Genomic DNA, 12160 nt, shown 5'->3' on the forward strand with positions numbered 1-12160 from the left:
TACCATGGCACGATTGCCATCTTTCGAAGGGATCCTGCCATGGCTGCTGTCACGGGTGACCGTCATCGTGTCGTCGTCCTCGCCCTGGACGGGGTCTACCCCTTCGAGCTGGGCATCCCGAGCCGGGTGTTCGGCACGGTCTCCGAGCACTACGAGGTCCTGACCTGCTCGGTCGACGGCGGGCCCGTCCGTACCAACTCCGACTTCTCGGTGACCGTCGAGCACGGACCCGAGGTGCTCGCCACGGCCGGCACCGTGATCCTTCCGCCCTTCGACATGTCCCTCCTCTCCCGCGAGCTCCCCGCCGCCCTCGCCGAGGCGCTGGCCTCGGTGCCCGCCGGAGCACGGATGGTGTCCATCTGCACGGGCGCGTTCGTCCTCGCGGCCGCCGGGCTCCTGGAGGGCCGCCCCGCCACCACGCACTGGGCACTGGCCGCCGTCTTCCGGGACTGGTTCCCGCAGGTGGCCCTCGACGCCGACGTGCTGTTCATCGACGACGGCGAGGTGCTGACCTCGGCGGGCGCCGCGTCCGGCGTGGACGTCTGCCTGCACCTCGTACGGAAGGACCACGGCACCGCCGTCGCGAACTTCGTGGCCCGGGTGTGCGTCGTTCCGCCGTGGCGGGACGGCGGGCAGGCCCAGTACATCGAGCAGCCCGTGCCCGACACCACCGCCAACGACACCTCGGCCACCCGGCAGTGGGCGCTGGAGAACCTGCACGAGCCGCTGGCGCTCAGCACGCTCGCCGAGCACGCCCGGATGAGCCTGCGGACCTTCGCGCGCCGGTTCAACGAGGAGGTCGGCATGAGCCCCGGCCGCTGGCTGATCCAGCAGCGGGTGGCCCGCGCCCGGCACCTCCTGGAGTCCACGGACCTCGCCGTGGACGACATCGCGGGCCAGGTCGGCTTCGTCACCGGCACCTCGCTGCGCCAGCACCTGCACGCGGCGATCGGCGTCACCCCGCTCGCCTACCGGCGCACCTTCCGGGGCGGGACCGCCGTCCTCCCATAGGTCCTGGGTAGGCTTGGCGCCCGTGAGGCATAAGGATTCCGATGGCGTGGCGGGCGGCGCGGGCCAGCCGCCGGCCGACCTGAACCTGCTGCGGACCTTCCTGGCGGTCTACCGCTCGGGTTCGTTCACCGCAGGCGCCGGGCTGCTCGGTCTCTCGCAGCCGACGGTGACCACCCAGATCCGCGCCCTGGAGCGGCAGACCGGCCGCGAGCTGTTCGAGCGGCTGCCGCGCGGTGTCGCCCCGACCACCGTCGCCCACGACCTCGCGGCCCGGGTCGCCGGGCCGCTCGACGCGCTGGCCGCCGCGACCGGGCACGAGGCCGCGCCGCACGAGCGGACCGCGCCCGTCCATCTCGCGGGCCCCGCCGAGCTGCTCTGCACGCGCGCCCTGCCCGCCCTCGCGCCGCTGGCGGCCGAAGGCGTACGGCTGAGGGTCAGCCCGGGCCTGACCGAGCCGCTCCTCGACGAGCTGCGCGCCGGCCGGCACGACCTGGTGATCGCCACCTTCCGGCCGCGCGGGCGGGCACTGACCGCCGTACCGCTCACGGACGAGGAGTTCGTCCTGGTGGCGGCCCCCGGGTGGGCCGAGCGCGTCAAGGAACGCCTCGCCCTGGAGGGACCGGCGGCGCTGCATCGCGTCCCCCTGGTCACGTACGCCGAGGATCTGCCCATAGCCCGCCGCTACTGGCGGCACGTGTTCGGGGCGCGGCTGTCCTGCCCCGCCGCCGTGACGGTCCCCGATCTGCGCGGGGTGCTCGCCGCGGTCGTCGCCGGAGCGGGGTTCAGCGTCCTGCCCCGCTACCTGTGCCAGGCCGAGCTGGCCTCGGGCGCCCTCGTGCCGCTGCACGAACCCGAGGACCCGCCCATCAACACCGGCTACCTCGTCCAGCGCCCGGGCCGCCCCGACAACCCCGACGTCACCCGCGTACGGGATGTGCTGATCGAGGCGGGGCGTGCCTGGTGACCGTCGGCGCAGCCGGTGACCGTCGGCGTGCCCGGTGACCCGGGGCCACCAGCGGCTCCTGCTATAACCGGCACATGATCTACCACGTCGTGACGTCCGCCGAATGGTCCGCCCGGCCCGAGGAGCCGTACGCCCCCGCCTCCCTCGCGGAGGAGGGTTTCGTCCACTGCTCCCCCGACGAGCCGACCACGCTCGCCGTCGTCAACGCCTTCTACCGCAGCGCCTCCCGGCCGCTCCTGGTGCTCCTCCTCGACGAGAGCCGGCTCACGGCCAGGACCGAGTGGGAGGCCGCCGCGCCGACCCCGCCGCCCGGCGTCTCCGGGGAGACGCTCTTCCCGCACGTGTTCGGGCCGATCGACCGTGCCGCCGTCGACGGGATCCTGGAGATCACCTGGGACGCGGACGGCCGGGCGACGGGTCTCGCGAAGACCGGCTGATCGGCCGTCAGTCCTTGTTCAGATAGGCCAGGACGGCGAGGACACGGCGGTTGTTGGTGCCGTCGTCGACGATGCCGAGCTTGCCGAACAGGGAGGTCGTGTACTTCCCGATGGCGCTCTCGCTGAGGAAGAGGCGCTGGGCGATGACCTGGTTGGACAGTCCTTCGGCCATGAGGCCGAGCACCGAGTGCTCGCGTTCGGTGAGCTTCTCCAGGCGCCGGTTGGAGGGACCGCCGGACAGCAGCTTGGCGATGACGGCCGGATCCATCGCGGTCCCGCCGGCCGCGACGCGTTCCAGGGCGTCGATGAACTGGTCGGCGTCGAACACGCTGTCCTTGAGGAAGTAGCCGATGCCGCCGGAGCCGTCGGCGAGCAACTCCCGGGCGTAGAGCTGCTCGACGTACTGGGAGAGGATCAGGACCGGCAGTCCCGGCAGTTCGGCCCGGGCCGCGATGGCCGCCCGCAGGCCCTCGTCCGTATGGCTCGGCGGCATGCGGACGTCGACGACGGCGACGTCGGGCCGCCAGGTGCGCAGGGCCTGCAGCGTCTCGGGTCCGGTGGCCGCCGTCGCCACCACCTCGTGCCCGTAGGCCTCGATGAGGCGGACCATCCCGTCGCGCAACAGGTACAGGTCTTCGGCTACGACGATGCGCATGGCACCTCCAGGGTCACGCGGGTCGGGCCGCCCGCCGGGCTGATGATCTCCAGGGTGCCGTCGAAGACGGCGAGCCGGCGGCGCAGCCCCGCCAGCCCGCCGCCGTCCCGGACGAGTGCTCCACCGCGGCCGTCGTCCTCGACCGCGACGACGATGGCGGTGCCTGCGCCGGTTCCGGTGCCGCTGCCTGTGCCCGTTCCAGTGCCGGTTTCGCCCCAGGTGAGGGAGACGCGTACCCGGGTCGCCCCGGCGTGCTTGACCGCGTTGTTCAGGAGTTCCGCGACGGCGAAGTACAGGGCCGATTCGACGGGCGCGTCCGGGCGGTGCGCGAGGTCCGCGTCGACGGTGACGTCGAGCGGGCTGTCCAGGGCGAGCGCGCGGACGGCGTCGACGAGGCCCCGGTCGCTCAGGACGGGCGGGTTGATGCCCCTGACCAGTTCCCTGAGTTCGGTCAGGGAGGCCGTGGCGCCCGCCCGTGCCTCCTTCATCAGGGCCTTCGCGCGCTCGGGATCGGTCTCCATCAGTTTCTCCGCCGTCGCCAGGGAGAGCCCGAGGCCGACCAGGCGGGCCTGCGCCCCGTCGTGCAGGTCACGCTCGATCCGGCGGATCTCCGCGGCCTGAATGTTCGTCATATCGGCCCGCTGGACGGTCAGTTCCTCCACCCGCTCCGCGAGAGCCATCGCGGACGACGGACGCAGGAAGCGCACGGCGACCGGCTCGATCGTGCGCCAGGCGTACGGTGACACGGCGACGGCCGTCAGCAGGCCGAGCAGGCCGGCGAGGCGGCCGGCGGTCCCCCCGGCGCCGAGCCCGAGTCCGAGGACGGCCGCGGCCGCCCCGGTCGGCGGGAGACAGGCGACGAGGCCCGCGGTGAGGGGCAGGATCGCCGTGAAGCGCAGGTCGCGCAGGGTGGCGGGGTCGTTCCACCGGATGCGCCACTTCTGGTCCATGAGGGCGTCGCGGCGGGTGCGTTCGTACCCGAAGCCGTTCCACCAGTGGCCGGTGGCCATCCGCGTGACCGGCGGGGCCTCCCGGTAGCCGGCGGGGACGACGGTGCCGGTCCACCGGGCGACGAGGTGGCGGACGGCCCGGCAGACCGGCCGGGACAGGGCGAGCGTGCCCACGGCCACGATCACGACCGGTGCGAGCCACGACCAGGGGTTGCCCGGTCCCCACCGGACGCCCAGCGCGATCGCGGCGGCCCACACGGCGGGGATCACCGTGCCGACGGCCGCCACGGCGCACGCCCTTGAGAACCCCACGCCGATCCGTGCCGACCACGTACGCAGCTGTCTCATGCCTCCGCCTTCGTCTTCCGTCCGGTGCGTCCACTCTGCCCCGGACGTGGCCCCGCGCTCCCCCGGTCGGCCGAGGAGTGTGGCCGGCCCCACCCCCTCGTACGCCCAGACGGATACCGGCCCCACCGGCCGCCCGGCAGGGTTCTGGCCATGGAAACCAACCTGAACTCCCCGTCCACGGCCGCCCCGCTCGACAGCGACCTCACCCGGCGAGCCTTCGGCACGGCGACGACGAGCGTCAAGATCTTCGGCGCACTCGCCGGTCTCTCCCTCCTCGCGGTCGCCGTCGTGGCGGGCAGCGGTCACCAGGTGAACACGTTCATGTGGGTACGGGCCGTCCTGCTGCCCCTGGTCGCCGTCCTCGTCCACCGGCTGACCGTGTCCGCCTCCCGGGGATCCGGGCGGGCCTTCGAGCGGGTGCGGGGCCTCGCCGTCGTCCTGCCGATCGCGATCATCGGCGTCGACCTGATCCCGGGCGTCTGCCCGCCGTGGTACGCCGTGACGCAGACCGTCTGCATGCTGCCCGTGATCCGTCTCGCCCTCCTCACCCGCGGCCCGGCGCTGCGTACCGCCTTCCCCCGGTAAGGCCAGCGCCGTGTGCGGTTCGCCGCGCTCTCGGTTAGACCTGGATCACAGGGTGTCGGCCGGCCCGCCGGAAGCCACCAGTCCGGCGTCACGTGCCGCCCACCACCCGGGAGGAAGCCGATGATCACCCGTCGCAGCGTGCTGGGCGGGGCCGTCGCCGCCGCAGGCCTGCCGCTCCTCGCCCCCGGCACCTTCGCCGGGGGCGAGGCGCACGCGGCGCGGACCCTGCCGCCGGCCGGTCCCCGCCGCGCGTCCGATCCCGTACCGCCCGCCTTCTCCACGGCCATGCCGGTCCCGCCCGTACTGCGTCCCCTCAGCTCGTCGGGCGGCGTGGACGTCTACGAGCTGACCATCCGCAGGGCCCGAGCCCAGATCCTCCCGGGCACCGCCACCGAGGTCCTGACCTACGACGGACACTTCCCCGGCCCCGTCATCCACGCCCGCTCCGGGCGCCGGGTCCTGGTCCGCCACCGCAACGGCCTCGACATGCCCGTCTCCGTCCACCTGCACGGCGCGAGCGTCCCGCCCTCCTCCGACGGCAACCCGATGGACGTCTTCGCCCCCGGCGCCTCGCGGACGTACGTCTACACCAACCGGCAGCCGCACGCCTCGCTCTGGTTCCACGACCACGCCCACCACATGGAGGCCGAGCACGTCTACCGCGGTCTCACCGGCAGCTATCTGCTCACCGACGACCTCGAACAGAGCCTTCCGCTGCCCAAGGGCCAGTACGACGTTCCCATCACGATCCGCGACGCCCGCTTCGACGAGAACGGGCAGCTGGCGTACACGATGGCCGACCGGAACCGCACCACCATCCTCGCCAACGGCAGGCCCACCCCGTACTTCCGGGTCGCGGCCCGCAAGTACCGCTTCCGTCTGCTCAACGGCTCCAACCTGCGCCTCTTCGCGCTGAGCCTGTCCGACGGGACCCCGCTCACCCAGATGGCGTCGGACGGCGGACTGCTCGAACGCCCGGTCGCCGTACCCGTCCTCACCCTCTCGCCCGGCGAACGCGCCGACGTGATCGTCGACTTCTCCCGCCATCGCGTGGGCACCCGGCTGGTGCTCACCAACAGCGGGCCCGGAAATCCCGCACAGATCGGCAAGGTGCTCCGCTTCGACGTCGTGCGCACCGCCGACGACCCCAGCAGCGTCCCCCGGGTGCTCCGCACCCTGCCGCCCGCCGCCGCCCTGCCCAAGGCGGCCGTCACCCGCCACATCGAGCTCAGCATGGACGAGGACGGGCGGCCCGATCCGCGGGGATTCGTCAACGGGCAGATGTTCGACCCCGATCGCATCGACACCACCGTGGCCTTCGGGTCGTCCGAGATCTGGCAGGTCACCAACGCGAACAAGCGCGTCCCGCACAACTTCCATCTGCACCTGGTCCAGTTCCGCGTCCTGGAACGCGGCGGAAAGCCCGCGGGGCCGACCGAGGCGGGGCTGAAGGACACGGTCCGGGTGCTGCCGGGCGAGACGGTGAAACTGCACGTGACCTTCGACGCGTTCCGCGGCGACTACGTCTACCACTGCCACATGCTCGATCACTCGGCCATGGGCATGATGGCCACCTTCCGGGTCCGGTGAGCTCGCGGCCTCCTCGCGGCGGGGGGAGACTGAAGGGGTAGCGCGGCCGGCAGTCAGGGGTGCCCTGAAGGAGTGGCCATGGGCGGCACGGCGGTGGAGACCCTGCGCGAGGCGTTGCGCGGTGAGGTGATCGGCCCGGAGGACGCGGGGTACGACGAGGCCCGTCAGATCTACAACGCGATGATCGACCGGCGGCCGGCCGTCATCGCGCGGTGCGCGGACACCACGGACGTACGGGCGGCGCTGCGGTACGCCCGCGAGAGCGACATGGACCTGACGGTGCGCTGCGGCGGACACAGCGGCGGCGGTCTGTGCCTGACCGACGGCTCGCTGATGATCGACCTGTCCGGCATGCGCTGGGTGCGGGTCGACCCCGCGAAGCGGACGGCGCTCGTCGGTGGCGGGAGCCAGCTCGGGGACCTGGACCACGAGGCGCACGGCTTCGGCCTCGCGACCCCCGCCGGGATCATGTCGACGACGGGCGTCGGCGGACTGACCCTGGGTGGCGGGCACGGTCATCTGACCCGCGCGTACGGGTTGACCATCGACAACCTCCTCGCGGCGGACGTGGTCCTCGCGGACGGCTCGGTCGTCACCGCGTCGGCGGACGAACATCCCGATCTCTTCTGGGCGTTGCGGGGCGGTGGCGGCAACTTCGGCGTGGCGACGGCCTTCACGTACGCGCTGCATCCGGTGGAGAACGTCGGCCTCGGCGTCACGCTGTGGGAACCGGAGCACATCGGGGCCGTACTGCGCTGGTACCGGGAGTTCCTGCCGGCGGCGCCGGACGACCTGAACGGCTTCTTCGCCACGCTGACGGTCGCTCCGGGACCGCCGTTCCCGGAGGAGATCCATCACAGGAAGATGTGCGGCGTGGTGTGGTGCAGCACGGGCGCGACGGACGAGGAGAGCCTCGGCAAGGCGTTCGCCTCGGTCGCCGATCCGGCCCCGCCCGCCTTCCACTTCGCGACGCCGGTCCCGTACCCGGCGCTCCAGGCGATGTTCGACGAGCTGATCCCGAAGGGCCTCCAGTGGTACTGGCGCGGTCACTTCTTCGACCGCATCACGGAGGACGCGATCGATGTGCACCGCACCTTCCTGGAGAACATCCCGACCGAGCTGTCGACGATGCACCTGTACCCCGTCGACGCCGCGGCGCACCGCGTGGGCCCCATGGACACGGCCTGGGCCTACCGGGACGCGGTCTGGTCCGGCGTGATCGGCGGCATCAGCCCCGAACCGTCCGAGGCGGAGACCATCCGCAGCTGGGCGGTGGACTACTGGGAGGCCCTGCTCCCGCACTCGATGGGAGCCGGGTACGTCAACTTCATGGGCGCGGACGAGGGCCAGGACCGGGTCCGGGCCACGTACCGCGGACACTACGACCGGCTGGCCGAGGTGAAGCGGACGTACGACCCGGACAACGTCTTCCACCACAACCAGAACATCGCCCCTGCGGACTCTTGACGGCCCCTTGACGGTCGGCGGGGATCCGGCGGGCCCCGGACGGTGTCATCTTCGGTGTCTACTCACCGTTCGGGGAAGGGTGGCCGCCGTGGAAGGCGCCGTCGCAGGGTTCTTGGTCGTCGTGGTCTGTGTGCTGCTGGTACTGCGCAGTGGGATGCGGATCGTCAATCAGGTGGAGCGGGGGGTGGTCTTCCGGCTGGGCAAGGCGCTGCCCGGTCACCGTCAGCCGGGGATCACCTTCCTCGTCCCGTTCGTCGACCGGATGCGCAAGGTGAACGTGCAGGTGGTCACGTTGCCGATCCCGACGCAGGAGGGCATCACCCGGGACAACGTCTCGGTGAAGGTGGACGCCGTGGTGTACTTCCGCGTCGTCGACCCGGTCCGGGCGGCGATCGAGGTCCAGGACTACGTCTTCGCCGTCGGCCAGGTCGCGCAGTCCTCGCTGCGGTCCATCATCGGCAAGAGCGACCTGGACGACCTGCTGTCCGACCGTGAACGGCTGCACGAGGGGCTGGCGTTGATGATCGACAGCCCGGCGGCCGGCTGGGGCGTGCACATCGACCGGGTCGAGATCAAGGACGTACAGCTGCCGGAGTCGCTCAAGCGGTCGATGTCCCGTCAGGCGGAGGCCGAGCGGGAGCGGCGGGCGCGGGTGATCACGGCGGACGGCGAGTTCCAGGCGGCGCAGCAGCTGGCCAACGCGTCGCGGATCATGGCCGACACCCCGGAGGCGATGCAGCTGCGGCTGCTGCAGACGGTCGTCGAGGTGGCGGCGGAGAAGAACTCGACCCTCGTGATGCCGTTCCCGGTGGAGCTGCTGCGCTACTTCGACCGGGCCGCGCGGAACCTCGGCGCTTCGGACGACGCGCCGGCCGCCGAGGCTTCGCCCGCCGTGCGCGGCGACAAGCTCCCGGAGCCGCGTACCGAGTCGTAGGCGGTGTGAGCGGACGCGGTCCGCTCACCAGCCACCCGGCGACCTCAGTCGCCCATGGCGCGCATGGCCTCTTCGGCCCGCTTCTCCATCTCCTCCGGAGGCACGTCCTCGACGTGCGTGGAGACGTTCCAGCGGTGGCCGAAGGGGTCCTCCAGCTGCCCGGTGCGGTCGCCGTAGAACTCGTTCTTCACCGGCGACAGCTCCTTGGCGCCCCGGGAGAGGGCCTCGGCGAAGACCGCGTCGACGTCCTGGACGTACACGTGCAGCGTGATGGGCGTGCCGCCCACCGCCTTCGGGGAGCGGAAGTTCATCTCCGGGAACTCGTCCGCGAGCATGATGAGCGAGTTCCCGAGCTCCAGCTCGGCATGGCCGATCCTGCCATCGGGCGCCGGCATCCTCATCCGCTCCGTCGCGCCGAGCACGGAGACGTAGAAGTCGATCGCCGCCGCGGCTCCGTCGACGCAGAGGTACGGGGTGACCCGCGGATATCCCTCGGGAATGGGCTGGACGGTCATGGGGGCTGGCCCCTTTCGGACAGTGGCGATCAACGCCGACCGCCGCGTGCGACCACTGATATCCCGAACCCGCGGGCCGCGTTCCGACGCCGCGCGGCGGCCCGGCGCCGATTGCCCTGAAGGGGCGACCGCGCCCTTGTCGCGCGGCCCTCGACGAAGACCGGCCGACTCGCCCCGCGCCCCGGAGACGGGCCCGTCACAGCATCGACGCCACCGGTGACACCGTAAAGGGGTCGCCATGGCGCCAAAGATGCGCCATGATGGCACCACGAGCGGCGCGCGCTCGGCTGACGATGTCATCGACGGGGGCGGATCATGGACACAGCACGGAACCGGGAGCGGGCGGCGCCCGGCGCCTTCACCGCCTTCGCCCGCTTCGTGCTCTGCGGCGGCGGGGTGGGCATCGTCGCCGGTCTCACGGTCGCCGCCCTCGGCCACTGGATGCCCTGGGTCCTCGCCAACGCCCTGGTCACCGTGGTCTCCACACTCCTCGCCACCGAGCTGCACGCCCGTTTCACCTTCGGCGCGGGCGGTCGCGCGACCTGGCGCCAGCACCTGCAGTCGGCCGGGTCCGCCGCGGCCGGATACGTGGTCACCTGCCTGGCGATGCTCGCGCTGCAGCTCCTCGTGGAAGCGCCCGGCGCGCTGCTCGAACAGGCCGTCTACCTCTCGGCCTCCGCGCTCACGGGTGTCGCCCGGTTCGTGGTGCTGCGCCTCGTCGTCTTCGCCCGCAACCGCTCGCGGTCCGCGGCCACCACCCGTACCGCCAGCCCCCTGCCCGCGACCGTGGCCCGCACCCCGGCCCCGGCCGACCCGGCCGCCCTCTGCCGGGCCGCCTGACCCTCCACCGGGTCTGCGCCGACCCCGCCCGTACCACGCCGTAGAGTGGGGGCGGGCGCGGCGTGATCACGAGGAGTATCTGTGACCGCGGTCGACCTTGAGCACACCACCGTCCCCGCCGACACCGGCGAGGTGACCCTGTTGATAGCCCGCCGCGTGGAGCCCGGCCACGAGGCGTCGTTCGAGCGGTGGGCGAAGGGCATCCTCGACACGGCGGCCGCGTTCCCCGGCCACCTCGGATACGGGCTCTTCCGCTCCTCCGGCGGCGACGCCCCCTGGTTCCTCGTGCACCGTTTCCGGGACGCGGAGGCCTGCCGGACCTGGCAGGAGTCCCCCGAGCGGGCCGCCTGGTTCGCCGACTGCCAGGGGCACCACCACACCGAGATCGCCCGGCGCAAGCTCACCGGGATGGAGACCTGGTTCGCGAAGCCGGGCTCCACCCGGCCCGCACCGCCCCGCTGGAAGATGGCGATCAGCGCGACGCTCGCGATCTACCCGATCTCCGTGCTCGGCACCCTCTTCCTCACCCCGCACCTCACGGCGCTCCCCGTGCCGCTCAGCAGCGCCGTGATCGCCTGCGTCTTCAACGTGCTCATGACGTACGTGGCCATGCCGGCCGTGAGCCGGGTCCTGCGCGGCTGGCTCACCCCGTAGCCCTCGCCCCGGCGCAGGGCGGGGACGGCCCCGCGACAGGACATGGCCCCTCACCTGAGGTATGCCTTTTTCATGGATCTCCGCCGGCGAGCCCTCGTCCCCCGCGCCTCGCGGACCCGCGGGCGGCTGCTCCTCGCCGCGCCCTTCGTGCTGATCGCGGCGGTCACGGTGGTGGACGTCCTGTCGCCGCCGGACGTCCACCTGGGGCCGTTCCTGATCGCCGCGCCGGCGGTGACCGCGTCGTTCGCGGGTCCGCGGATGACGGCCTTCGTCGGTGCGGTCGCGGTCGTCGCCCAGTCGGTGGTGGCCGTCGCGCGGACCAGCATCACGGACCTCAACCACACGTACCAGATCGTCGCGCTGGTCCTGATCTCCGTCATCGCGACCTTCTTCGCCCACCTGCGCGAGCGGGACGAGAACAGGGTGATCCGGCTGCGCTCGATCGCCCAGGCCGCGCAGAGCGTCGTGCTGCGCCCGCTCCCCCACCGGGCCGGGCCGCTGCACATCGCCTCGGTCTACCTGGCGGCCGAGGAGGAGGCGCAGATGGGCGGTGACCTGTACGCGGCGGCCCGTACGGCGTCCGGGACCCGGCTGCTGATCGGGGACGCCCGGGGCAAGGGGCTCGACGCGATCAGCGAGGCCTCGCTCGTCCTGGGCGCCTTCCGGGTCACGGCCCCTCGCGAGCAGGAGCTCCCGGAGCTGATCGGTCACCTGGAGGAGGGCGTCGGCACGACGGAGGATGCCGAGGGCCCGGCCGCGGCGGGAGCCGGCATGGACGACACGGACGAGGCCTTCGTGACCGCCCTGGTCCTCGACATCCCGGACCACGAGCCGGTGGTGCGGCTCGTGAACTGCGGGCACCCGCCGCCACTGCTCCTGCGGCAGGGACGCGTCGTCCCGCTCGACACCGCCGACGCGAGCCCGCCGCTGGGCCTCGCGGACGTCCTGGCCCCGGAGGTCACGGTGGAGACCTTCCCCTTCGAGGCCGGCGACGTGCTCCTGCTGTACACGGACGGAGTCGTCGAGGCCCGCGACCACACGCGCGCCTTCTACCCCCTGACCGAGCGGCTCACCACCTGGGCCGGGGCCGACCCCCAGACCCTCCTCGACCAGCTGCGCGCCGACCTCCAGGCGTACGCGGGCGGGCACCTCGGCGACGACGCGGCCCTCGTCGCGGTCGAACGGCTCGCCCCGGACCCGTAGCGGGTCG

The 12160-nt window shown here is 72.6% G+C and carries 13 protein-coding genes; 10 read left to right on the top strand and 3 right to left on the bottom strand.

The window, feature by feature from the left end; all coding sequences use genetic code 11:
• The first annotated feature begins 39 nt into the window (after positions 1–39).
• The 3 genes from AB5J54_RS04320 (at position 40) to AB5J54_RS04330 (ending at position 2412) form a co-directional block, all read left to right on the top strand.
• The gene (locus tag AB5J54_RS04320) at positions 40–1011 is read left to right on the top strand and encodes a GlxA family transcriptional regulator (RefSeq protein ID WP_369142538.1); all 972 of its coding nucleotides are present in this window, start codon (positions 40–42) and stop codon (positions 1009–1011) included.
• A 22-nt stretch (positions 1012–1033) separates the two neighbouring features.
• On the top strand, positions 1034–1975 hold the full coding sequence (locus tag AB5J54_RS04325; protein ID WP_369142539.1) for a LysR family transcriptional regulator: 942 nt from the start codon (positions 1034–1036) through the stop codon (positions 1973–1975).
• Positions 1976–2049: 74 nt separating this feature from the next.
• Positions 2050–2412 carry a DUF952 domain-containing protein gene (locus tag AB5J54_RS04330; RefSeq protein ID WP_369142540.1) on the top strand — a complete coding sequence of 121 codons (363 nt, stop codon included), beginning with the start codon at positions 2050–2052 and terminating at the stop codon, positions 2410–2412.
• 7 nt (positions 2413–2419) lie between these two features.
• On the opposite strand, the gene AB5J54_RS04335 is transcribed toward AB5J54_RS04330, so the two are convergent.
• Both AB5J54_RS04335 and AB5J54_RS04340 read right to left on the bottom strand, forming a co-directional pair.
• Positions 2420–3067, bottom strand: a complete 648-nt coding sequence (locus AB5J54_RS04335) for a response regulator (RefSeq protein ID WP_369142541.1) — start codon at positions 3065–3067, stop codon at positions 2420–2422.
• The gene (locus tag AB5J54_RS04340; RefSeq protein ID WP_369142542.1) at positions 3052–4365 is read right to left on the bottom strand and encodes a sensor histidine kinase; all 1314 of its coding nucleotides are present in this window, start codon (positions 4363–4365) and stop codon (positions 3052–3054) included. Before AB5J54_RS04340 ends, AB5J54_RS04335 begins: the two co-directional genes overlap by 16 nt.
• Positions 4366–4515: 150 nt before the next feature.
• On the opposite strand from AB5J54_RS04340, the gene AB5J54_RS04345 reads away from it, so the two are divergent.
• From AB5J54_RS04345 to AB5J54_RS04360, 4 genes are all read left to right on the top strand, one after another.
• Positions 4516–4950 carry a hypothetical protein gene (locus tag AB5J54_RS04345; protein ID WP_369142543.1) on the top strand — a complete coding sequence of 145 codons (435 nt, stop codon included), beginning with the start codon at positions 4516–4518 and terminating at the stop codon, positions 4948–4950.
• A gap of 120 nt (positions 4951–5070) precedes the next feature.
• Positions 5071–6540, top strand: coding sequence for a multicopper oxidase family protein (locus tag AB5J54_RS04350; RefSeq protein ID WP_369142544.1), 1470 nt, complete (start codon positions 5071–5073; stop codon positions 6538–6540).
• A 78-nt stretch (positions 6541–6618) separates the two neighbouring features.
• Positions 6619–8007, top strand: coding sequence for an FAD-binding oxidoreductase (locus AB5J54_RS04355; RefSeq protein WP_369142545.1), 1389 nt, complete (start codon positions 6619–6621; stop codon positions 8005–8007).
• A gap of 88 nt (positions 8008–8095) precedes the next feature.
• Positions 8096–8941: a slipin family protein gene (locus tag AB5J54_RS04360; protein WP_369142546.1), complete on the top strand. Its 846-nt coding sequence runs from the start codon at positions 8096–8098 to the stop codon at positions 8939–8941.
• Between the two features lie 44 nt (positions 8942–8985).
• Here the strand turns inward: AB5J54_RS04360 and AB5J54_RS04365 are convergent, their stop codons facing one another.
• Entirely contained in the window at positions 8986–9456 is a 471-nt protein-coding gene (locus AB5J54_RS04365; protein WP_369142547.1) for a VOC family protein, read from the bottom strand.
• Between the two features lie 315 nt (positions 9457–9771).
• Here AB5J54_RS04365 and AB5J54_RS04370 point away from each other — a divergent pair, with 315 nt between their 5' ends.
• The 3 genes from AB5J54_RS04370 (at position 9772) to AB5J54_RS04380 (ending at position 12153) form a co-directional block, all read left to right on the top strand.
• Positions 9772–10296, top strand: coding sequence for a GtrA family protein (locus AB5J54_RS04370; RefSeq protein WP_369142548.1), 525 nt, complete (start codon positions 9772–9774; stop codon positions 10294–10296).
• Between the two features lie 81 nt (positions 10297–10377).
• Positions 10378–10950, top strand: coding sequence for an antibiotic biosynthesis monooxygenase (locus AB5J54_RS04375; protein ID WP_369142549.1), 573 nt, complete (start codon positions 10378–10380; stop codon positions 10948–10950).
• Between the two features lie 72 nt (positions 10951–11022).
• A complete protein-coding gene (locus AB5J54_RS04380; RefSeq protein WP_369142550.1) occupies positions 11023–12153 on the top strand; it encodes a PP2C family protein-serine/threonine phosphatase in 1131 nt (376 codons plus the stop codon).
• Positions 12154–12160: the final 7 nt, after the last annotated feature.

It is taken from the genome of Streptomyces sp. R44, from assembly GCF_041053105.1.
Taxonomy (GTDB): domain Bacteria; phylum Actinomycetota; class Actinomycetes; order Streptomycetales; family Streptomycetaceae; genus Streptomyces.

What these genes read in the sequence shown, in the direction of transcription:
- AB5J54_RS04320 (WP_369142538.1), top strand. Translation starts at nt 40, where the DNA reads ATGGCTGCTGTCACGGGTGACCGTCATCGTGTCGTCGTCCTCGCCCTG.
- AB5J54_RS04330 (WP_369142540.1), top strand. Translation starts at nt 2,050, where the DNA reads ATGATCTACCACGTCGTGACGTCCGCCGAATGGTCCGCCCGGCCCGAG.
- AB5J54_RS04335 (WP_369142541.1), bottom strand. Translation starts at nt 3,067, where the DNA reads ATGCGCATCGTCGTAGCCGAAGACCTGTACCTGTTGCGCGACGGGATG.
- AB5J54_RS04340 (WP_369142542.1), bottom strand. Translation starts at nt 4,365, where the DNA reads ATGAGACAGCTGCGTACGTGGTCGGCACGGATCGGCGTGGGGTTCTCA.
- AB5J54_RS04345 (WP_369142543.1), top strand. Translation starts at nt 4,516, where the DNA reads ATGGAAACCAACCTGAACTCCCCGTCCACGGCCGCCCCGCTCGACAGC.
- AB5J54_RS04350 (WP_369142544.1), top strand. Translation starts at nt 5,071, where the DNA reads ATGATCACCCGTCGCAGCGTGCTGGGCGGGGCCGTCGCCGCCGCAGGC.
- AB5J54_RS04355 (WP_369142545.1), top strand. Translation starts at nt 6,619, where the DNA reads ATGGGCGGCACGGCGGTGGAGACCCTGCGCGAGGCGTTGCGCGGTGAG.
- AB5J54_RS04365 (WP_369142547.1), bottom strand. Translation starts at nt 9,456, where the DNA reads ATGACCGTCCAGCCCATTCCCGAGGGATATCCGCGGGTCACCCCGTAC.
- AB5J54_RS04370 (WP_369142548.1), top strand. Translation starts at nt 9,772, where the DNA reads ATGGACACAGCACGGAACCGGGAGCGGGCGGCGCCCGGCGCCTTCACC.
- AB5J54_RS04380 (WP_369142550.1), top strand. Translation starts at nt 11,023, where the DNA reads ATGGATCTCCGCCGGCGAGCCCTCGTCCCCCGCGCCTCGCGGACCCGC.